The following is a 21,896-nucleotide window of genomic DNA, read 5'->3' on the forward strand; positions in this document are numbered from 1 at the left end:
GTAGCTCAGGTCACGCTTGAGCGTAGCCCAGGATACGCCGAGCCGTTCCTGCAGTTCGATACGCGGAACGAATTTGCGGCCAGCCAGAGCCTGGTCTATCTGGTAGATGCGTTCCATCCTGCTCATGAGGCTCTCCGCTGAAATGGCCAAAAATGCCGAGCGTATACCATGAGCCCGGGATGATCCTATCCGGACACAGAAAAAAAGAGCGGGGAAATGGGTACCGTTCTGTGTTCTGGGTAGGAAATCCAGATCATTTTAAATTATATCGACCGTTTGGCAAAATTCCTGGACGTGCTTTGTTGCTGGAGCACTTTACCTGCATGCTGAAGATTACAGGATGATCATGAACCCTGCGGGCAGATGCAGGATGACACGCCATTCCCCGAGCTGGGTGGATTGCACAGTAGAAGTCCCCTGCCCTGCTGCGGGAGGTTTTCGAGAATCAATGCACAAACCGGCAACATAAGGCCGCCTGCCGGGTTTCCTGTAGCTGACCCCACTGCAATGCTTTCTGGCCCTGCAGAACATCAAAAAAATGGACTATACCCATCCATGATTGGAAAGCTGCGCGGAACCGGTTTACTATTCCGTTTGATGATAGGATGCCTGAGCGGCAAACCATGATCCGATTACACAAAATTCAGGACATTTCCCTTGGCATTGGATACCCCCCCAGGCGTAATTTACCCATTCGCAACGGATATCCGTTTTTGTTCCTGACATAGGCATATTAAAAGCAGATGAACCATTTTCAGAATCTGATTGGGAAGTTCGAGCATGACTATGGAGAAACCTGAAAATTCCATCCTGATGAAGAATACCGGGCGTAAAGAAGGTCAGGACAAGAAAGTTTTGCTCGACTGTCAGGTACCTTCACAACTCGAAGAAATCGAGAAACTGGCCGATGCCGTCAATCAGGTTTTACCGGATCCTGATCTGGCTTTCACGGCCAACCTGTGCCTGGAAGAATTGATATCCAACACCATTCTCCACGGTCTCAATGGAGCTGACGATCAGTTCATCCATGTTCAAATCAGTATTTCGAACGAATGGCTAGAAATCCTCCTCCGGGATAATGCGCCTCAGTTTGACCCTTTCATGCAAGCCCCCAAACCCAACCTGAGTCTGGATATAAACGAACGCCCGATCGGCGGTCTCGGTGTGCATATGGTGAAGACGCTGATGGACGTTGTCCATGCTTCTTACGATGGCACAGGCAATTGGATTGTATTGCGTAAAAGCCTGCATCCCAAAACCACGAATTAAAAATTCTCCGGATACATTCATTCAGACGAAAACTGCAAGCGCCTCGGAAACAGAATCTTTCATTGTAAATACGGATGTAAAACCGCACATATCGAATACTGACCGGACATTGCCCTTGACGTTCGCTAGGCACATCCGGCCACTTTTTTCATTCAGGAGCTTGGCCATAACCAGAAGTCCGCGCAAGCCTGCGCTGCTGATGTATTCCAGTTGTTCAAAATCGACGACAAATTTAATATTCCCGCCAGAAATCATTTCCCGAATGTTTTTTTCATATTCTGGTGCTGTAACCGTGTCTAGCCTGCCGCTAACCGTCAGCACGGTGACATTATTTTCTATTCTAGTCTGCAAATTCATAAATGTTATTCTTCGTGAGAGAGGTTTTTAACCTGGAATTCTAATCTGTTTTTACCGTTATGCCACTGATAGTCTATGCTTTCAGTCAGGTTCTTGATAATCGTAAATCCCAAATCATCGGTCAATCCATGGCTATCCAGCGGATTCGCCTTCTCCCCGGTGCTTTCACAGATCAGATCAAGGCGCCTGCTCTTTTCCGAATAGGCTATGGTCATATCCAGGATCATCTTACCCAGATAGGGAGCATAGATCTGCAGCAATTCTTCAATCAGCAGGAGCAGGTTGTACCTGGTCTTCTTTGGCAGTATCTGTTTCTCACAGAAAGCTTCAATTTCAGCATTCATGGCATACAGATCGTAATCGGGCGAAAGAATGCGCCAGGTAAAACTGAGCGTTCTGTTGATGAATGCCCTGGTTTTATCCTTCTGCGGATTCTCGAAAATCTCGTCCGGGGTTCCCTCTTCGAAGATCAATCCTTCATCCATGTATAACACCCGGTTGGATACATCACGGGCAAAATCCATTTCATGAGTAACGATTGCCATGGTTATTCCCTCCCTGGCGAGGCGGCGGATCACCGAGAGCACTTCCCTGACCATGGTTGGATCCAGCGCCGAAGTCGGCTCGTCAAACAAAATAATCTCCGGTTCCATGGCCAGGCAGCGGGCAATCGCCACTCGCTGTTGCTGTCCTCCGGAAAGCTCTTCCGGATAGTTTTCTGCTTTCTCGGCAAGCCCGACCAGTCGCAACAGTTCAAGAGCCTTGGTTCGGGCCGCTTCCTTGCTCATTCCACGCAACCGGATCGGCGCGATGGTCAGGTTTTCCATCACGGAAAGATGGGAAAAAAGATTGAATGACTGGAACACCATATTCATTTTCTGGCGGATTTTAGCCACGTCGGCTTTCTTGTCCAGAATGTTCACGCCATCAATATAAATGGACCCACCGCTAGGATAATCGAGCAGATTGAGGCAACGCAGCAAAGTGCTTTTCCCGGTACCGGAAGGACCGATAATAGAGACAATCTCCCCTCTTTTGATTTCAGTGTTGATGTCCTTGAGCACGACTAGATCACCAAACTTTTTTGAAAGATGCTCGATCCGGATCATTTTCTGGCTGCCTTTTGCCGTTTGTATTTCGGGCTGGTAGCCCGCTCAAGATTTTCCAGTAGCTGCATCATAATCCATGCGATTACGAAATACAGGATCGCCACCATGACCAGCGGGAAAAAGGCATCAAAGGTACGACTGCGAATGATATCGCTGGCCTTGGTGAGATCCTGGACTGCAATATAACCGACAATGGACGTCATCTTGACCAGTGAAATAAATTCCCCCTTATATACCGGTAGAATACGCTGCACAGCCTGCGGAAGAACAATATAGACAAACGTCCTGAACTTGCTGAAACCCATGGCGATACCCGCCTCGACCTGACCTTTTCCGACCCCCTCAATGCCTGACCGGAAGATTTCAGAAACATAGGCACCAAAATTCATCCCCAGTGAAATAATCGCAACCAGCACCGGGCTGATATTGACCGATGCAAAGACCACATAAAAAATCAGCATCAGCAAAACCAGAACCGGCGTTCCCCGGATAACGTTGATATAGATCCTGGCAGGCAGATTGAGAACCTCCCTCTTTGACATCCGCATAAAGCAGATCAGCGCACCTAGCAGCGTTCCCAGGATCGACGCAAAGATGGAAATGACCAGGGTGGTCTTCAGCCCGTCCCAGATCAGGAGATACCGATTTTCCTGAATGATGTTGCTGTAGAAACTGTTGCTCACCCTTGCGATGAATGATGGAGACCCGGTTGCCGCGCTGGGCTCGGCACCATACGCAGCAATATTCTTCCTGAGAGCGAAAACCTTGGTGGCCATCTCATAATACGAATCGGAAAAATGAATCTGTTTTTTTCTTTCTTCCGTGATATAGATCGAGCTGATCACCATGTCGACTTTGCCAGAGGAAACCGCAGCAATCAGGCTGCCGAAATCCATGTTGGAATACCGGATTTCCTTCCCCAGATACGCCGCAAATCTCTGTGCAAGCTCGATATCCAGTCCGACCAGCTGATTATCCAGCACGGCTGCGAAAGGGAATCCATTATCGCTGATGCCCACAACCATCACGCCGTTTGTTTTGGAGTTTTTGATGACCGGCATGCGCGTTTCGCCTTTTTCCATCCAGCGATGAATCATGTCCGCATAGACGCCGCTTTGCCTGATCTGCGATAAAAACTGATTAAATTGATCTCGCAATGCTTCATTGTCTTTTTTGAATCCTGCTCCAACCGGGAACGAAAACAAGGAATCCCCCAATAACCCCAGGGTATCGTCCTGGCGCATAATTTCGCGCAGGGGATCGGCATCAAACAGAGCAGCATCCACCTTGCCTGACTTGACCGCCAGTGCGACATCTGCGGGAGATTTATACTGGAGAATCGTGGCATCCGGATAATGTTTCGTTGCATACGTGTCATGCGCGGAGCCAACCAGCACTCCAATTCGCTTGTCTTTCAGGTCTGCGGCCGTAGCAAGCATGGCCCCCCGATTTTTCGTGACATCGTTTTTCCTGGCAGCCGTTCCATATCCCACATCCATACCGGAAGGTGAAGACTGTCTGACCAGGGCTGAAATATCATTTTCAATGTACGGAAGGGCGAACGACACCAGGGTTTTACGCTCTTCCGTCACATTAAAATTGGAAAGAGCAAAATCAATTTTGCCTGACTGTAGCGCAGGGATCAGGCTTTCAAAATTCATGTCTATGATCTCGATTTTTTTCCCAAGACGCGACCCAATGAGCTCTCCGAGCTCAACATCCAGGCCAGTCAATACACCATTCGCCAGGAATGAAAAGGGTTCAATGGTGGCGCTCGTCCCCATTCTCAGTATCCCCTTGCTGCGAGTAGCATTTACCGGGGCGATCTGCGGCGTAATCTTGTATTTGGCATCAATCCATTTCGCTCTCAGGTGCTGCAGGATTTGTTCCTGTTTCAATTCGGATAACACCCTGTTTATTTCGGACAGCAACTGCGTATTATCTTTCCGGATGGCGGCGGCAACTTCCAGCACATCCACTCGTTCATCCAGAATCACCAGGTCCGGGTTTTTCTCAACAAGATTCAACAGCACGCTTTTGTCATAGACAAAGGCATCGGCCTTGCGGCTCTTGACTGCAATAGCCACATCCGCTGCGGAAGTGAACACCTGAAATGTTGCGTTCGGGAAACGCCTGCGGGCGGCCAGGTCTCCGGCGGAGCCATTCAAAACACCAATTCTCTTGCCGTCAATATCCTGTAGTTGCGATATCTCATGACCGCTGCCCGATGGGGTTGAGGACAACAACGGCATTTCCGCAGCAGGCTTTTTGACCAGCATGACCTGGGCATTGTCATAATAGGGCTGCGTAAAATCGACAAATTTTCTGCGTTCCTCCGTTGCAGTCATGCCAGTCACGATCAGATCCACCTTGCCTGATTGCAGCGCTGGAATCAGGGCCATGAATTTCATGTTCAGAAATTCGACCGGTCTTTGCAGCCTGGCGCCGATAATACGTGCAAGCTCACCGTCATGTCCGGTTACCCGGCCATTTTTGTCCACAAAGCTGAATGGCTCCCTTGTGGCGCTGACGCCTATTTTTAGCGGTTCTCCAGTAGTGGGAAGCGTTAAGTCAAGTTCTTCATAAGGGGTCAAATCCGGTTTGAACCAGCGCTTTTTCATGGATTCCAGCGTTCCGTCGCTCTTCAGCTCGGCGATAATCCGGTTCAAAGTGGTTAAAAACTCATCATTGCCTTTTCTCAGCGCGATCGCGGTAGCCTCGTGATCCAGCGGCTCGAGTAGCACCCTGAATTCCGGATTTTTTTTCGAAACTTGAAGAGCCGCAGGGTATGCCGTCACAATCGCATCGAGCTGACCGGATTTCATCGCGGCAACGGCATCCATCACATCATCAAAACTTTTGACGTGCGCATCTGGGAACCGGTTTATAACAATCGCTTCGCCGGTTGAACCCGTCATCGCGCCGATTCTTGCATTTTTTGCATCCTCAAGGCTGGCAATGACCATTTCATTTTTTTTACAACCGCTGAAAATAGCGATTACCGTCAGCAAGATCAGCCAGAACAGCGAAGCCTTTTTCGTGTACGCAATGCTGATCATGTCAGGCGATTCCCTTTTTTGCCATTTTTATCGCCAGCATGGTAATGTCGTCGGATTGCGGCGCTCCGTTGGCATGCTGTGCCACCTCAGAACTGATGAAATGAATCATTTTTGCCAGATCATCCCGTGGGGCGCCCTGCAACGCTTTCAGCATCCTCTCCTGACCATACAGGGCATCCTCCGGATTCTTTGCCTCCGTCACGCCATCGGTGTAAAGAAACAGGGTGGCATCCGGCTCCAGGGTTAGCCGTTCCGTCACAAACACCGTTCCGGACAGGGCGCCCAGCATCAACCCCGGTTTTGGAGTGAGATACCGCACTCCATGTGAATCGAGAATCAGCGGCGGGTTATGGCCGGCATTGGCATAGCGTACATCCCCGGTCGTAATATCCAGAATAGCGCAGAATACCGTGGTGAACATGCAGTTTTCATTATCCAGCGCAAGTATGTTATTGACAGAGGATAGAATCTTGTCCGGCTCGCCCAGCCGCTGGCCTTCAGTCTTCAGGAGGGTTTTGGCCACCATCATATACAGTGCAGCGGGAACCCCCTTGTCTGAAACGTCCGCAATGAGGAAGCACAAATGGTTCTTGTCGATGAAAAAGAAGTCGTAAAAGTCCCCCCCTACCTCTTTGGCTGGAACCATGGATGCGTAGATATCAAATTCGGGGTGATCGGGAAAAGGAGGGAAAATGCGCGGCAACAAACTTGCCTGGATATTGGTCGCAACCTTGAGCTCGCTCTGGATACGTTCCTTGCTGGCGGTCGTCTCGGTCAGGTTCCTGATGTATTCCTTAAGCGACTCCCTCATTACCTGGAAGTTGTGCGCAAGCTCCCCAACCTCATCATTGGATCGCGTCGCTGGCAATTCCACGTCAAAATGTCCCGCAGCGATCTCATCCGTCGCTCCCGTCAGCAATCGCAACGGTTTTATGATCGTCCTGGCAATGTAGATTACCACCAGTGTCAGCAGCAGAATCCCGACAAAACCCATCATCATCATGGTCATGCTTAATTTCCTGACATTCTCCAGGAGCTCCTCCTCCGGGAAAACAACAGCAAGAGTCCACCCTGTCGAAGGAATCGGCGTGTAATACATCCAGCTGTCGAAACCTACCAGGCTTTGATAATGGATGAAGCCTGTTTCGCCCCGGATCATTTTCTTGCCCAGCTCCCGCAGTGATGGGTCATTGCGCCCCTCCGCGATGCTGAAAAATGTCTCATTCATGATGGCATCCTTCATGGGATGGGCCAGAATCATTCCATTGCGGGAAAGCAAAGCTGCATAACCGGTTTTGAGAATCTTGATCGAGGAGATCAGTTGGGTCAGGGAATCGAGGGAAATATCTGAAATCACAATTCCCTTGAGCTGTTTTCCACTGGCGGTATCCTTGTAAAAGGGAACCGAACAGGTAGACTTCAGAATATTGCCAGCACCTTCATCAAAATAGGGTTCACTCCATTCCAGCTTACCCAGCTCCCGCGGAATCTGGTACCAGTCCCAATAGGGATAGGGGAAATCAAGATAGGCTTTTTCCAGTCGCCTGAAGGAAATTTTTCCATTTTCACGGTAGAAATAGGGGGCATACAAATGCGATGCAGCGTTGAAGGCATAAGGCTCAAAGGCCACGCCCGCGCCAGAGATTTCCGGATTTTGTTCAATGCTGGATCGGATCAACGTGAGCAATTCCCGCTCGTTATGCGGGCTGGTTTCCAGCGAACGAGCGATTCCTTCCGTAACTTTGGCAACCGCCGCCAGTTCCGTTTCTACCCGGTGAACCAGCGACATGGCAAGATTCCGCGAATTGCTCTCCAGCTCCTGCTGCAGAATGACGCGGGACTGGTAATAATTATAGCCAAGCGTCAGGGCAAAGATGACTGCGTTAAAGAGCGAGATCACCAGAACAAATTTAACGACGATACTATTTTTGAACGGCATTCGCCCTCCAGACGAAATCGCGGTATGCGGGATATTTTCGAATCAATCCGTTTTCTTGCATGACAAGGCCCACCGCCTCGTAATCCTGCTCTGCAAGGAAGCCCATTTTCCCCGTGGGTCTGACCGGCATCATCAGGTCACGCATCCGGTCCAGCATCCATTTCTGTTGCACACGGTTGGCGGGCAGATGAGCCTCGCGCATATATTTAATAACGATATCCAGTGTTTCATCCGGGTGATCGAAGGCATATCGCCACCCTTCCAGCGACGCATCGACAAAGGCGGCAGCCAGCGAAGGATCCTTCTGGAGGGTCTTGTTCATCGTGTAAATCCCGTCTTCCAGAAAATTCATTCCCTGATCCCGGAGGAACATGACATTCAATTCCTCCGGGTCGATTCCGGAATTGATGATGGTGTGATACTCGTTGTACCACATGGCTGAAGTCACATCGATGCCACCGCGCAGAAAGAGATTGACAGAGTGGGACTGGCGTACTTCCCGAACCTTGGTACGGTTCCTGGCGAAGATCGCCCGGGGCGGGATAGACACGTCCCCTTCCCACAACCCCACCTTTTTACCTTCCATGTCTGCAATGGAGTGGATACCGGAAGTTTTTCGGGAGATCAGCATCATCGACGACCGCTGGTTAATCTGGGCCAGGTTTACGAGATGGGTACCCGCAATCCGGTGCTGCAATGCGGTAGTCAGCCACAGTACGGCAAAATCGGTGGTACCTTTCCGCAGGGCATCCGCAGGGGAATGTCCCGGCCCGGCCCTGAGAATTTTAAGATCAATCCCGTACCGGGCATAGATTCCCTTCTCCAGAGCCACGTAATACCCGGCAAACTGGGCCTGCGGGCTCCACAGCGGCATCAGGGTCGCACTCTTCAATGGCGTGCCAGCGGCAACAAGCCGGGGCAAGAAAAAAACTGCAAGCAGCAGGACGAAAATCCATGAGATGAGCAGGTACGATTGACGCCGGGTTTGATTCGGATACCAGATCATGCAATAAATCCCCCCTGATTTCCCTTCTTCACTCCGCCAGGACAGTTCTTATCTTATCGAATGCAACCGAATCATCAAAGATTACATACAATTCCAACTCAGGAACACTGGCAATCATCCCGCGTAGCCTACTGTAGAACAGTATCGCTGTGTTTGCTTAATATATCCAGTAAATTTACCGCTGAACGGGCAGTGCTTCCGTCAAACAAAATGGAAACAACCTGAACCCTCACCTTTTTATTAGTTTCTGTTAACCCAGTTTGAACGTATCTAAGATAAGCACGAAATGTATGAATGACAGGAATATGACATCAAGTTTTTCAAAGCAGGAGGAGAAGCGACGGAACCCATTGAACCGTCAGAACAGACGTTCACCTTCATTTTCCTTGCGATACATGGCTAGATCGTATTCCCAGAGTGGTTGCTGGTTGGATTTTGGCGGGGTCACCGGGATATATCCCGGATCAAGCGACAGTTGGTGAATTAAGTCAAGCGATGGGAATTGCCCCTGGAATGTGGAACAAAAAAAGAAAAGCCCTATCAGCCAAATGATAGGGCTTTCCCACTGGCCCGGTTTCTCATTTTTGCGGGATAATCTGGCCATAAATGGCCCCGCTTGCCCGGAAAGTTATGCGTTCAGAGGAGTGGTTGAAACAGCTTTTACTGAATCCATGCCGGTTTCATTCCAAAGCTCCAGGGTTGTCATCCTAAGGCCGAGCCTGGAATAATCGACTGCATAGAATCCGTCTGCCCGGATACTGACGGCATCCTTCCATTCCGAATGTGCAAGCAGATCCTGCGCCATTACCCCCACAAAGGTTTCATTCGACCAGATATACTGGAAAGAGTATATCTTCATCCCGTCTGCAAGTGTTAATAGCAATTGAATCTCTTTTTTACAGCGAGCGTCTGACTCCTGAGGTTCTTTACCTCCACCAACTTTAGTCGCCAGCGCCTTAAATTTAAAAGAACCGTAAGGAGCCAGCAGGGATACGCCATTTCGCATTTTTTTCTCCATTTATCAATTTGTATCGTTAAGGAAAATCATTCTGGATAATTTGCTATCGTGGTTGAGAACCGAGTCTTCTGCGCATGTTATCAGAAGTTTGTGCCGAATTTGCTTATTGGTGGGAAATGGCTTCAAAAATTCAGTTTATTATTTACTTGAGATATCCAGTTAGCATTCTCCCACCTTGAGGTGTTTGGCTAAAATTAATTGATTCAAGCCCGAAATGCAATTTTAAATATAACTTTTAATCCTTTTCCATTTCCTGATGCCGGCTGTAGAAATCAGACCGATATCATACGCCCCTTATGCAGATTGACCGAATACCGTGCTGATCAGGTAGACTATATAGCCGACGTAACAAGCCAGCAATGCTGCGCCCTCAATGCGGTTTATACGTCCCATGCCCCTGAACCCGTATCCTATGAAGAACAGCGACAAGGTCAGTGCAGCCATCACCAGAATGTCTCGACTGAAAATCTCCGGCCCTACTGCCATCGGGTGAATCGCACCGGCAATGCCCACCACTGCGAGAGTATTAAACAAGTTGGAACCCAGGACGTTGCCCAGGGCGATATCATGTTCGCCTTTGCGCGCGGCAATCACTGACGAGGCCAGTTCCGGCAGCGAGGTACCCACCGCAACGATGGTCAAGCCGATGATCAGGTCGCTGACCCCGAACCCTCGAGCGATTTCTACTGCACCCCAGACCAAAAGACGGGAGCTCACGATGAGTAACGCCAGCCCCACCACCAGCCAGAAGACCGCACGGCGAATCGGCATTGCGTGAACTTTCAGCTCCTGCTCGATCTCTCTTCCCAATGCATCCTTCTTTTTTCGCAGACCCTGCCAGAGGGTCCAGGTCATCAGGCCGGCAAACACGGTCAGCAGCACGATCGCATCGAGACGGGTGATTTTCCCATCCCAGAGTTGCCATGCCGCCAGGGCCGTTACTACCGTGAGGATGGGCAGCTCCTTGCGCAGTATCTGCGAATGTACGGCGATGGGACTGATCAAGGCTGTCACCCCCAGAATCAGGGCGATATTGGTGATATTCGAACCATAGGCGTTACCCAGCGCAATGCCCGGGTTACCCTGCAATGCAGCCAGTGCCGACACCACCATCTCCGGTGCGGAGGTGCCAAACCCAACGATCACCATGCCGATCAGAAGGGGCGGCATACCGAAATAGCGGGCAGTGGATGCCGATCCCTCGACAAAACGATCGGCGCTCCAAACAAGCAGCGCAAGACTGAAAATTACGGTAAAAAAAGCCAGGGTCATAGGTCAGATTTAAGCCGTGGGGGGATAGTGTCGATATCAACAAGCTTGTTCATTACAAATTGTGATATCTATATTCATTTTCTCTTCGATCCGTGAATCGATGCGTTTATCAACGCCAAACTGAGGTGACGTTTTTTTGCGTAATTCTCATTACACCCAATTTCAATCCGGTCAGGTCGGACCACACCAGAGCATAGACCGAGAATCGCTGCGCGAGATTCACGCTAGTATGGCCACACCCAGTCGCGGATCTCCGGCATGTCTTCGCCGTGACGGCGAATGTATTCCTTGTGTTCGATCAGTTTCTCACGCAGTTTCTGCCGGACATAGGCAGCCGCCGCGCCGAGCTGGGGCAGCCGGTCAATGACATCCATTGCCAGATGGAAACGATCCAGATCATTCATCACCACCATGTCGAACGGCGTGGTGGTGGTGCCTTCTTCCTTGTAGCCGCGCACGTGCAGGTTGTGGTGATTGGTACGGCGGTAAGCGAGACGATGAATCAGCCATGGGTAGCCGTGATAAGCAAAGATAATCGGCTTATCAGTGGTGAACAATGTGTCGAACTCTTTGTCGGGCAGGCCATGCGGATGTTCCGACGGTTGTAACAGCCGCATCAGGTTGACGATGTTGACCACGCGCACGCGCAGCTGCGGAAACTCCCGACGCAGGATGTCCACTGCCGCCAGTGTCTCCAGCGTGGGGATGTCGCCGGCGCAGGCCATCACCACGTCCGGCTCTCTGCCCTGATCGTTGCTGGCCCATGCCCAGATACCCAACCCTTCCGTGCAGTGCCTTACCGCGGTGTCCATGTCCAAATACTGCAACTGCGGCTGCTTTCCAGCGACGATGACGTTGACGTAGTCACGCGAGCGCAGGCAGTGATCAGCCACGGAAAGCAAGGTATTGGCGTCGGGCGGCAGATAGACGCGAATGATTTCGGCTTTTTTGTTCACTACATGGTCAATAAAACCGGGATCCTGATGCGAGAAGCCGTTGTGATCCTGGCGCCAGACATGGGATGTGAGCAGGTAATTGAGCGAGGCGATGGGGCGGCGCCAGGGAATGTGGCGCGTCACCTTAAGCCATTTGGCGTGTTGATTGAACATCGAGTCGACAAGGTGAATGAAGGCCTCGTAGCAGGAGAAAAAGCCGTGGCGGCCAGTGAGCAGATAGCCCTCCAGCCAGCCCTGGCAGGTGTGCTCCGACAGTATCTCCATCACGCGGCCATCAGGATCCAGATGATCGTCGTCAGCATAGCGCTCAGCCAGCCAAGTGCGGTCAGTAGCCTCAAACAAATCTCCCAGGCGGTTAGAGGCGGTTTCGTCCGGGCCGAATACACGGAAATTACGGTGGTCGGCATTTTTCCGCATGATGTCGCTCAGGAAGCGGCCAAGGGCGCGGATAGACTCGACGCTGGCGGAGCCTGGCCTGATCACGGCAACCGCATAGTCGCGAAAGTCGGGCAGGCGCAAAGCCTGGAGCAGCAGACCGCCATTGGCGTGCGGAATTGCCGACATGCGCTGCGGGCCGCGTGGTGCCAATGCCATGATCTCTGGGCTGGGTCGCCCTTGAGCATCGAATAGTTCCTGGGGCCGGTAACTTTGCATCCACTCCTGCAGCAGGATGATGTGTTCCGGTTTTTCGCGCAGTTCGCCAAAAGGTACCTGATGCGAGCGCCAGTAGCCCTCAGTTTTCTTGCCATCCACGCTCTTTGGACCGGTCCAGCCCTTGGGCGAGCGTAAAATAATCATCGGCCACTGCGGGCGCGTTGCGTCGCCCGTGCTGCGGGCGTGGTGCTGGATCAGGCGGATGCGCTCAAATGCCACATCCAGGGTGGCGGCCAGCTGCTGGTGCATCTGCGCCGGATCGGATCCCTCGACGAAAAACGGCTCGTAACCGTAACCACGCATCAGGGACTCAAGCTCCTCTCGCGAAATGCGGGCGAGCACGGCAGGATTGGCGATCTTGTAGCCGTTCAGGTGCAGAATCGGCAGCACGGCTCCGTCACTGATGGGATTGAGAAATTTGTTGGAATGCCAGGCAGTGGCCAGTGGGCCAGTTTCTGCCTCACCGTCGCCAATAACGCAGGCTACCACCAGATCCGAGTTGTCAAAAGCGGCGCCGAAGGCGTGACTGAGGGCATAACCCAGTTCGCCGCCTTCGTGAATTGAGCCCGGCGTCTCCGGCGCCACATGGCTAGGCACTCCGCCAGGAAAGGAAAACTGCTTGAACAGCCGTCTCATGCCCTCGCCGTCCAGCGAGATGTCCGGGTAGGTTTCGCTGTAAGTGCCTTCCAGCCAGGCATTGGCCAGCATCGCAGGACCGCCGTGGCCAGGCCCGCAAACATAAATCATATTGATATCGCGCTGACGGATGATGCGATTCAGGTGCACATAAAGGAAATTCAGCCCCGGTGTGGTTCCCCAGTGGCCGAGCAATCGCGGTTTGATATGTTCCACTGTGAGCGGCTTCTGCAACAGCGGATTGTCGAGCAGATAGATTTGACCGACGGACAGATAATTGGCTGCACGCCACCAAGCATCCATCTGCGCCAGTTCGGTCGCGTTGAGCGGGAGAGCGGGATTATGCATAGTCATGGCAACTTCCTCAAGCAGTTGTGATGAAATCAAGTGCAATACGGGCAATCTCCAGTTCCTCATCGGTAGGGATTACCCATATCTGAACCGGGCTGTCGTCTCGAGAGACGCAGCGTTCGTCGGTGCCTTCAGCGCCATTACGTGCACTATCGAGGTGGATGCCGAACAGCTCCAGTCCATTGCATGCGCGCTGGCGCATGTCGGCATCGTTTTCACCAATGCCGGCGGTAAAAATCACCGCATCAACCCGCCCCAGCGCGGCGCTGTAGGCGCCAATGTATTTCTTCAGGCGGTAGCCGGCAACATCCAGTGCCAATTGTGCATCGGCATCTCCTGCGGCGGCGTGGGCCCGCACGGTACGCATGTCACCGCTTCCGCATAGGCCGTGCAGGCCGCTCTCGAAAAACAACATTCGTTCGACTGCAGTGACATCGAGACCGGTCTGCCGCATCAGATAAAACGGTACTGAGGCATCAATATCGCCGCAGCGCGTGCCCATCACTACACCCTCCAGCGGTGTCATGCCCATAGAGGTGTCGATGCTGCGACCGCCCTGCACCGCCGTCACGCTAGCGCCGTTGCCCAGATGCAGTACGATCAGGTTCAGCTCCTCGATCGGACGATCCAGCCATTTGGCGGCACGCCGGCTGACGTATTGCACGGATGTGCCGTGAAAGCCGTAGCGGCGCACTTGGTATTCATGCCAAGTCCACGCCGGCAAGGCATAACGCCAGGCACGTGGCGGCAGCGTATGGTGAAAGGCCGTATCGAATACTGCCACCTGAGGTACACCCTGACACAGTGCAGTGGCCAGTTCGATACCTCGAAGATTAGCCGGGTGGTGCAGCGGCGCCAGCGGCGTGAGTTGGCGCAACTCCTCCAGGCTGGCGGCATCGATCAACAACGGTGTACGGAATCGATCACCACCATGAACCACGCGATGACCAACGACGCCCAGTTGCGTGGGATCGGCAACGATGTCGTGCTGCGTCAAAAGATGAAAAACCCGTTGCAAGGCAATCCGGTGATCAGGCGCGGCACCGGGCCATTCATTCTCGCCGCCCGCCCACGTCAGACGCAGCCGGCTGTCAGGCTGACCGATGCGCTCCACCATGCCACCGGCCAGCCAATACAGATCACGGTCGGAAAATACCTTGAATTTAAGCGACGAACTGCCACAGTTGAGTACGAGTATTTTCATGAGCAGGTACCAAAGCCGGGGGCAGACTTCATACACATCGGTTGTGGCCTTCTCGTAGGCTATTTTAAGAATATACCTCCATTGGCATCATGGCAAGCAGATCAACTTCAAATACAATGATGACGGCGACCAATTCGCTTAGCACCGCCGGACCCAACAGACTTGGCGGCGGGGCGATTCATAGCCTGGCCTGGAGCTGGACTCCTGTAATTTTCTGGATACAACCGGGAACCATTATCCTGTTACGCATACCATATTGTTATATCTCTGCTCAATCGTAACAGGTAACAACAAGAAGCTATGCACACATTAGAACCCATGGCAGGCTTTACGTTTGTCTGGCGTTCCGATCGATACCAAGCCGCTATTCACTCCACATATGAAACCCGTTTTTAGACCTTACCATATAGCAGGAATATTTGCTTTCTTTTCATGGAGCATCGCCTGTTCGAGCTTGAGTCATGCGGATTTTGTCGAAGGGGATGCAGCACTCAGCAGTGTTACTCCCCATATTCCAGAACCGCTATTATTCGACCTGGTCAGACCACTGGGTTCACAGAAGGGGGAGATGGAAGTAAATGTATTCACTCATCAGTATCCAGGCAAAGGGGCGCTGGAATGGGCCCCAGAAATTGAATATGTATTTACTGATGGTTACGCGATCGAATTCGAATTACCCTCAGAGAACTCCAGCCTTGAAGATTACAAAGTTGCATTGCAGGGCACATTCTATGCTACCCCCAATGCGCTTATGGTTCACGGCTGGCAAGTGATCGCCAAAAAGAATCGTGACGCCGGGCAATATTCTGCGGACGCGCTTTACATTAACGGATACCGGCTGTCCAATGCATGGAGTACTCTGAATATGCTGGGCGCAAGGCATACCGGGCTGGACGGGAATGGAAAAACAACGGTCTTGATCAACAACAATTTATTTTATGATTATTCACAACGCCTTACCTATGGTATCGAATTGAATCATGAAATCGATCCCAAAGGTCAATGGCGCTATCGCGCAACCCCGCAGATTCACTTTGATTTCAACCAAAATATCACCTTGCAAGCCGGCCTTGGTGTTTCCACATTAAATGAAAAAAAGAGCGTAGAACCCATATTCTCAATGCGCTTAATTTATGCACTGTGAACCTCAACAAACCTGCTTCGGCCGGATCTGCTGGTTAATCTGCACCCCAGAACCACAAAACCCATACACTTTCCAGCATCAAAACTGCAGGTCTTAACTAACGGCTGATGGAATAATTAATATTGGTTCCTTGTACCGGGGTATGGCTGCCCTGAAGTGCAAGCAACTGGGACAACAGGGAAAATGTTGCCTTTGTATCCAAATCATTGTCCTGAATCCAGAACCATGCGTTTCGATATCCCACACCCACAGCCGCATTATCAGGCTCTATCTGGCTGGAGTGAACGCGGAAAATCCCGGACAACATATCCTGCCAGTCAAAAGGCAGGTTGTTGTGATCCAGCGTGCGCGTTACCCTGCCTGCTTCCATGTCCACTGGAGGGGCTTCTACACCCTGGGACAAATAATTCATGGATGCGATAAGGGAGCGGGTTGCAAAGGTAATGACATCCCCTCCTCCAACACCACCAATCCCGGGGACAATTTTATAGCGGTTACCCTGCGGATTTAGCCTCAAAATACGCTTGAATGCACGCACATCTTCGTCATTTTCTACCCCAGGCACAAACCGAAGTTCCATGCTTGCCCCTGCCCCTTCTGGCAATTGACCCAATTCAACCAGCTTACGTACCTGTAGCACACGAAGATGCTTGAGCGCAGCACGAAAATCCCGAAATTCCGGTTCACGCAATGGTGTCGGTCCTGATGCAGTCGGAGCATTTTTAATACCATTGATTTCATGCAGTGTGACGGCAAGCACCCTTTCCACAGACCAACCTGAATTAACCAGCAACACCAGCATATCCAGCGATAACGGGGTCATCATCTTGCGTACAAATTTTTCTCCATCCAACGGAGAATAAAATACAGTCGGCTTTTCAGAAAACATAACCGTCCCGCTCAAGCTCCCGCTATTTGCGCCACCCGCTGGTAATAATGCGCTCGCAGACATCCCTCGGCTGAATTCCACGCTGGAAGCCACTTTTTCCACACTCAGGAAATAAGGAGTGTCACGGTACCTGAGGCGAACCAGGTTAAGCAGCAATTCCTGTTCATTGGTTCGTTGAATCACCACATTGTATTCTGGTCGCGTTATGCTCAATGCATCCGGGCCATGATAACTGCAGCCAAAAAGCATGAGCAAAACAACGAGCAAACCTATTCTCTGCATTGCAGTTAACCACACTGAAATTTAAGCTCCCTCACCTTGGGTGGATATTTTTCATTTTTACAGCCTGCAGCAATGATTGATGCAGGTGATTGCCCCACTTTACCAGACAGATTAGATTATGAGTTCTATCGTGTTCTCTGAAAGAGGATATACATAAGTCAATACAGGGCGGCTTATCCGTTTACATACATGGACGCCCACTTTTGCCAAACTTTCAATCCACGATTTTGAGAAGGTACAGATTGCAGCCATACATCCGGATTTTGTGTGAAGCGCATTGCTTCTATCCCTGATGGAATTTGCTGACCAGTGCTCCCATCACAAAAGCGATCTTTATGATCGGTGTAAACGCCGGAGTTATCTGGTCACGGTCTAACCTATCTTGCCATCATTTCATGATTGCCTGTGCAATCGGTAGAACTACTCCTTAATTTCGCAATGGATGAGCATGGTCGCCAACACCGTCTTACCCAGCCGTCTCGGTCACGCTGTGGCAGCTTATGCTGACGCAGTGTGATCAGGGCGGAATATTCCGTCCTTTACCAATAGCGCCCATACAATTCTGGCATTTTTGTTCGCCAGCACCACGGCGGCAATGTTCTTGTTGCGCCGCGCCATCAATTTCTTGAGCCAGCCATCGGGCTCCGCTTTGTTCTCAGCAACACGTATGACGGCCCTTGCGCCGTGTATCAGCAATGTGCGCAGAAAAGTATCTCCTCGCTTACTGATACCGAGCAGTGTTTGCTTGCCGCCACTGGAGTTCTGTTTTGGAACTAGTCCCATCCACGCCGCCATCTGGCGAGCATTCTTGAATTCTCTGGCATCGCCAACACTTGCCACAATGGCGCTCGCCGTGATGGGTCCAATACCAGGCACAGCTTCCAGTCGCTGACTGGCTTCATTCTCTTGATGCCAGTATTTGATCTGCACTTCCAATTCCCTTACCTGACGGTCCATTTCTTTCAGGCTGTCGGTCAGGCGCTCAAGGAGTTTCCGTATCGTGCCAGGCAACCCATTCTCGGCATCCTCCAGAATCTCCGGTATGCGCTTGGCAACGGCAGTAATTCCTTTCGGGACTACGATGCCGAACTCCAAGAGCAATCCTCTGATCTGGTTGCCGTGTGCCGTTCTGGCTTTCACGAAGCCTTGCCTCGCCCGATGTACCGATAGAATCGCTTGCTGCTCAACGTTTTTAATGGGTACAAATCGCATATTGCGCCGATTCACGGCCTCGCTGATAGCTTCCGCATCGGCTGCATCATTCTTGTTGGTCTTCACATACGGCTTCACAAACTGCGGTGCCATGAGTTTGACCGTATGACCAAACTCCTCCAGCTTTCTTGCCCAATGATGTGCACCACCGCATGCCTCCATGCCAATCAGGCAAGGTTTTAAATTAGCAAAGAACTTTGCCATCTCGCTCCAACGTAGCTGCTTGCGCAGCACTGTCTTGCCCTGCGCATCTGCAGCATGCACCTGGAAAACATCTTTGGCCAAATCCAGGCCTATCGTAGTAATATTCATGACAGACGCCCCTTTCAGTTTTAGTGGTCTCAACGAACCACTACTTTGGCACCTTGATGCCGTTTCTGGAAGTAGGCGTCCATTCCATTACAAAATTCAGGAAACCCCCATCCAACCTACCTGACCTGCGTCTCTCAAAATTGTACTTCAAACTTGAATCCGCCGGTCCTTTCCTGCCGTCATTTTTTGTAAGCGCACCAATTGCAGGCATTTTTCGACAGCAATGGCACTATCATCGTGCAAGCCAAATTTAATTCACAATATCTATACAACAACCTATTGATTTAAATTGAAAAAAATTATGGCATTAATATTGCTTATAACCAAGCATCATAATCAATGAACTGATTCAGATTTTAGTTTGTGTGTGGCTGTTTCTTCCGGCATGGCAGTCACGGCTGCCTTGAATATTCTCTTAGCCATGGAAATTATGCGCATGGCGTAAAGGTGACGAAAATGGATTACGTACAACCTATCAAGTTAATTAAACAACTTATTGTTGTGGGAGAAATAAAAGCATCTCTCAGTGTTCTGGACATGTTGCTTCGAGGGTTTCTTTCCGGAGTACTGTTGGGTTTTGCGACTGCACTTGCATTCAAGGTCTCAGATGGATTTACGGGAGGCGCGGCGGCACTGACAATGGGCGTAATATTCCCTGTCGGCTTCGTGATGATCGTGCTGCTCGGATTGGAATTGGTTACAGGCAGCTTCGCGTTGCTACCAATGAGTGTCGCGGATGGGAAAATAAGTAGCAGAGAAATGTTACGAAACTGGTGCTGGGTTTTTCTAGGAAATTTGTTGGGCAGCCTGTTTTTTGCTGTGTTGCTGGCCTTGACACTGACTGGAGCTTCGCCAGTCCCGGGTGGCCGCTTGACAGAAAAAATTATTGCGGTTGCCCAGGCTAAAACGCTTGCTTACCAGCACGCAGGTTCCATCGGCTGGCTCGCTGCTTTGATCAATGGCATCCTTTGTAACTGGATGGTGACTTTAGGGGTAGTGTTAGGCTTGATCTCTACGTCAACTATTGGAAAAATAATTGCTCCCTGGCTGCCAATCATGACATTTTTTGCACTAGGATTTGAACATTGTGTCGTTAATATGTTTGTAATACCTGCCGCAATTCTATTGGGTGCTGATATCAGCGTTTATCAATGGTGGTTCTGGAATCAAGTTCCGGTCACTTTGGGAAATTTAATTGGAGGTTCGATTTTTACCGGCATGCTCTTATATGCGACCTATGGCAGAGCAAATAAACATGGCCAATTGTAGGCAGTTGTGGCGCATCAATTTGACGGCCATTGGAATGATGGCCGTCACAATAGAATAAATGCGGGTTTTGCGCTACTGTAAAATTGCAGTGAATTTTTTGCAATTATTGCAGTTTTTAACAAATACCCAATCAGGTATTCTTCAATCAGACCTTGCACGTCTATTTGAATCGGCGCTATCTGCTAATGCGGTTTGAAAAACTTATCGTGAATACGCCGCGTGGTACGCCAAACTACCCATATCACGACCGGAACCATGAATCCGGTTGCCAGTTCCGGATGAATCGGCAAACCGGCCGCCTTAGCGGCTTTGCTCACATACAATAGCAAGCTGATGACATAATACGAAATCGCCGCGATCGACAAACCTTCGACAGTACTTTGCAACCTCAATTGCAATTCCTGCCCGCGCGATAATTTTTCCAGCAATTGCTGATTCTGCGCTTCAGTCAAAATATCGACACGCGTGCGCAGCAAGGCACTGGCGCGTGAAACGCGTGCGGATAAATAACTCATGCGCTGCGCGGTCGCCTCAACCGTTGCGATTGCCGGGGAAAGACGCCGTTGCATGAACACCCCGATGGTTTGCGTGCCCGGCAAGGCTTGTTCCCAGAGTTCAGCGATGCGTTGCGTGACCAGCTTGCTATAAGCTTGCGTCGCAGCAAAACGATAGGCATGTTCTACCGTCGCACGCTCAACGCGCGTGGCCAGGGAAATCAGGGTATCCAATAATTCTTGATCGGAAGCCGCCTTATTTTCCAATTGTGCGGTAATTTCGGCTAACTGCTGCTCAGCACTGGTCAATTCGGGAATAAGCTGTTTGGTTACAGGTAAACCGCGCAAAGCCATCAACCGGTAAGTTTCAATCTCCAGCAGACGCTGCGAAATACGCCCTGCGCGCGTCTCGGATGCATCAGCCGGCATGATCACCAGCATGCGTTCAAATCCGCTGGGGCGCAACATAAAATCCGTCACAGCCAATGAGTGCCCTTCTCTGCCGATCAACGAAGCCACCACAGGGTTTCCGCCAAACCACTTGCGTGCCTGCATGAGCAATTCATCAGGCTGATTCAGATCACCAGACACCAATGCCAGCTTGACCGCGGCAAAAGTGCGGCCAGGAATTTCAGCCAGCCATCCTCGCGGTAACGCCAGACAAGAAAGCAATTCCGGATCCGTTGCTCCCAATTGAGCCACTTCCGGTAAATGCTGCACCAGCGTATACCTTGTGAATTCAGTATGACGCTCCCAGCGCAAGGTATATCCAGGCAATCGCAGACGCAGAAAATTATTCTGCAATTGTTCGAGCATCAACGTCTGCTGTCCTGGAAGGTGACGCAAATGATCGCATTCCTGTTCGCGCGTGATACCTGCATTAATCACCACAACATAAATCACTAACGCAGGTAAGCGGATGCGCTGACTAGGCCGGGCATGCACCTCATTGTGCAGCAAAACACGTTGCGGATCGTTGTCAGGCAGCAAATCGGCCGAATCGGAATTGATACTTGAGTGCATGCGGGTCAAATAACAAGTGAGTTATGAATAGAAATTGAATGTACCAAGGTTCTAGTGCCAGGTCAAAGACACCGAGAAAATGACAATTCATAGTCCATAATGACCGGGCACCGCAACTTTGTTCAACTATGTCAAACCACGCACCCGTGCGTGGGCACAACATTCACTATGAGCTGCATGTATGCAATAGAAGCGAAAATTCCAGATTTCATTTTTCCATTTGCATCCATACCCATAGGTTTCTGCGCAGCACAACCAGCCAGAATGTTCATCTGCCCCTGAATGCAAAAATCCCAAAGATCACCTATCTCTAATTTCCGTTAAAAGTATAGGATCATCTGGTATTGTGTCTGCAATATCCTTGTTTTTTACAAAACCTTCTGTTTGCCTCAAGGGTACGCTGATTGGCTCTTTAAGTACCAAAAATTCCGTGATACATAA

Annotated in this window: 15 protein-coding genes and 1 pseudogene; 3 read left to right on the forward strand and 13 right to left on the reverse strand. The window is 50.8% G+C overall.

Annotation, left to right across the window (positions count from 1 at the left end):
- The first annotated feature begins 780 nt into the window (after positions 1-780).
- Positions 781-1,269 (forward strand): ATP-binding protein, encoded by a 489-nt coding sequence (locus KJA68_RS00680; protein WP_213035004.1) that lies wholly within the window; start codon positions 781-783, stop codon positions 1,267-1,269.
- 21 nt (positions 1,270-1,290) lie between these two features.
- Here the strand turns inward: KJA68_RS00680 and KJA68_RS00685 are convergent, their stop codons facing one another.
- From KJA68_RS00685 to KJA68_RS00730, 10 genes and pseudogenes are all read right to left on the reverse strand, one after another.
- A complete protein-coding gene (locus KJA68_RS00685; protein WP_213035005.1) occupies positions 1,291-1,626 on the reverse strand; it encodes an STAS domain-containing protein in 336 nt (111 codons plus the stop codon).
- Between the two features lie 5 nt (positions 1,627-1,631).
- Positions 1,632-2,735, reverse strand: a complete 1,104-nt coding sequence (locus tag KJA68_RS11145) for an amino acid ABC transporter ATP-binding protein (RefSeq protein WP_213035006.1) — start codon at positions 2,733-2,735, stop codon at positions 1,632-1,634.
- Positions 2,732-5,794 carry an ABC transporter substrate-binding protein/permease gene (locus tag KJA68_RS00695; protein ID WP_213035007.1) on the reverse strand — a complete coding sequence of 1,021 codons (3,063 nt, stop codon included), beginning with the start codon at positions 5,792-5,794 and terminating at the stop codon, positions 2,732-2,734. The genes KJA68_RS11145 and KJA68_RS00695 overlap by 4 nt, the downstream gene beginning before the upstream one ends.
- Position 5,795: 1 nt before the next feature.
- Positions 5,796-7,733: a SpoIIE family protein phosphatase gene (locus KJA68_RS00700; RefSeq protein ID WP_213035008.1), complete on the reverse strand. Its 1,938-nt coding sequence runs from the start codon at positions 7,731-7,733 to the stop codon at positions 5,796-5,798.
- Positions 7,717-8,739, reverse strand: a complete 1,023-nt coding sequence (locus tag KJA68_RS00705) for an ABC transporter substrate-binding protein (RefSeq protein ID WP_213035009.1) — start codon at positions 8,737-8,739, stop codon at positions 7,717-7,719. Before KJA68_RS00705 ends, KJA68_RS00700 begins: the two co-directional genes overlap by 17 nt.
- A 250-nt stretch (positions 8,740-8,989) precedes the next feature.
- Positions 8,990-9,217, reverse strand: a pseudogene (locus tag KJA68_RS10815) (IS5-like element ISCARN85 family transposase); the annotation flags it as partial.
- A 150-nt stretch (positions 9,218-9,367) separates the two neighbouring features.
- A complete protein-coding gene (locus KJA68_RS00715; RefSeq protein WP_213035011.1) occupies positions 9,368-9,745 on the reverse strand; it encodes a tail fiber domain-containing protein in 378 nt (125 codons plus the stop codon).
- A gap of 306 nt (positions 9,746-10,051) precedes the next feature.
- Positions 10,052-11,029 (reverse strand): calcium/sodium antiporter, encoded by a 978-nt coding sequence (locus KJA68_RS00720; protein ID WP_213035012.1) that lies wholly within the window; start codon positions 11,027-11,029, stop codon positions 10,052-10,054.
- 224 nt (positions 11,030-11,253) lie between these two features.
- Positions 11,254-13,623: a phosphoketolase family protein gene (locus KJA68_RS00725; RefSeq protein ID WP_420887615.1), complete on the reverse strand. Its 2,370-nt coding sequence runs from the start codon at positions 13,621-13,623 to the stop codon at positions 11,254-11,256.
- 16 nt (positions 13,624-13,639) lie between these two features.
- Positions 13,640-14,830, reverse strand: a complete 1,191-nt coding sequence (locus KJA68_RS00730; RefSeq protein WP_213035013.1) for an acetate/propionate family kinase — start codon at positions 14,828-14,830, stop codon at positions 13,640-13,642.
- A 454-nt stretch (positions 14,831-15,284) separates the two neighbouring features.
- Between KJA68_RS00730 and KJA68_RS00735 the strand changes: the two genes are divergently transcribed.
- Complete coding sequence (locus tag KJA68_RS00735) at positions 15,285-15,974, forward strand: hypothetical protein (RefSeq protein ID WP_246487006.1); 690 nt, start codon at positions 15,285-15,287, stop codon at positions 15,972-15,974.
- A gap of 97 nt (positions 15,975-16,071) precedes the next feature.
- Here KJA68_RS00735 and KJA68_RS00740 read toward each other — a convergent pair whose 3' ends face one another.
- Entirely contained in the window at positions 16,072-17,112 is a 1,041-nt protein-coding gene (locus KJA68_RS00740) for a hypothetical protein (RefSeq protein ID WP_213035014.1), read from the reverse strand.
- 531 nt (positions 17,113-17,643) lie between these two features.
- Positions 17,644-18,669, reverse strand: coding sequence for an IS110 family RNA-guided transposase (locus tag KJA68_RS00745; protein WP_213035015.1), 1,026 nt, complete (start codon positions 18,667-18,669; stop codon positions 17,644-17,646).
- A 456-nt stretch (positions 18,670-19,125) separates the two neighbouring features.
- Between KJA68_RS00745 and KJA68_RS00750 the strand changes: the two genes are divergently transcribed.
- Complete coding sequence (locus KJA68_RS00750) at positions 19,126-19,938, forward strand: formate/nitrite transporter family protein (RefSeq protein ID WP_213035016.1); 813 nt, start codon at positions 19,126-19,128, stop codon at positions 19,936-19,938.
- A 182-nt stretch (positions 19,939-20,120) separates the two neighbouring features.
- Here KJA68_RS00750 and KJA68_RS00755 read toward each other — a convergent pair whose 3' ends face one another.
- The gene (locus KJA68_RS00755; protein WP_213035017.1) at positions 20,121-21,455 is read right to left on the reverse strand and encodes a DUF3422 domain-containing protein; all 1,335 of its coding nucleotides are present in this window, start codon (positions 21,453-21,455) and stop codon (positions 20,121-20,123) included.
- Positions 21,456-21,896: the final 441 nt, after the last annotated feature.

This window comes from Candidatus Nitrotoga fabula, assembly GCF_905221025.1.
Lineage (GTDB): Bacteria > Pseudomonadota > Gammaproteobacteria > Burkholderiales > Gallionellaceae > Nitrotoga > Nitrotoga fabula.

What these genes read in the sequence shown, in the direction of transcription:
- KJA68_RS00745 (WP_213035015.1), bottom strand. Translation starts at nt 18,669, where the DNA reads ATGAATATTACTACGATAGGCCTGGATTTGGCCAAAGATGTTTTCCAG.
- KJA68_RS00755 (WP_213035017.1), bottom strand. Translation starts at nt 21,455, where the DNA reads ATGCACTCAAGTATCAATTCCGATTCGGCCGATTTGCTGCCTGACAAC.
- KJA68_RS00695 (WP_213035007.1), bottom strand. Translation starts at nt 5,794, where the DNA reads ATGATCAGCATTGCGTACACGAAAAAGGCTTCGCTGTTCTGGCTGATC.
- KJA68_RS00680 (WP_213035004.1), top strand. Translation starts at nt 781, where the DNA reads ATGACTATGGAGAAACCTGAAAATTCCATCCTGATGAAGAATACCGGG.
- KJA68_RS00730 (WP_213035013.1), bottom strand. Translation starts at nt 14,830, where the DNA reads ATGAAAATACTCGTACTCAACTGTGGCAGTTCGTCGCTTAAATTCAAG.
- KJA68_RS00740 (WP_213035014.1), bottom strand. Translation starts at nt 17,112, where the DNA reads ATGCTTTTTGGCTGCAGTTATCATGGCCCGGATGCATTGAGCATAACG.
- KJA68_RS00750 (WP_213035016.1), top strand. Translation starts at nt 19,126, where the DNA reads ATGGATTACGTACAACCTATCAAGTTAATTAAACAACTTATTGTTGTG.
- KJA68_RS00700 (WP_213035008.1), bottom strand. Translation starts at nt 7,733, where the DNA reads ATGCCGTTCAAAAATAGTATCGTCGTTAAATTTGTTCTGGTGATCTCG.
- KJA68_RS00725 (WP_420887615.1), bottom strand. Translation starts at nt 13,623, where the DNA reads ATGCATAATCCCGCTCTCCCGCTCAACGCGACCGAACTGGCGCAGATG.
- KJA68_RS00720 (WP_213035012.1), bottom strand. Translation starts at nt 11,029, where the DNA reads ATGACCCTGGCTTTTTTTACCGTAATTTTCAGTCTTGCGCTGCTTGTT.
- KJA68_RS00715 (WP_213035011.1), bottom strand. Translation starts at nt 9,745, where the DNA reads ATGCGAAATGGCGTATCCCTGCTGGCTCCTTACGGTTCTTTTAAATTT.
- KJA68_RS11145 (WP_213035006.1), bottom strand. Translation starts at nt 2,735, where the DNA reads ATGATCCGGATCGAGCATCTTTCAAAAAAGTTTGGTGATCTAGTCGTG.
- KJA68_RS00705 (WP_213035009.1), bottom strand. Translation starts at nt 8,739, where the DNA reads ATGATCTGGTATCCGAATCAAACCCGGCGTCAATCGTACCTGCTCATC.
- KJA68_RS00685 (WP_213035005.1), bottom strand. Translation starts at nt 1,626, where the DNA reads ATGAATTTGCAGACTAGAATAGAAAATAATGTCACCGTGCTGACGGTT.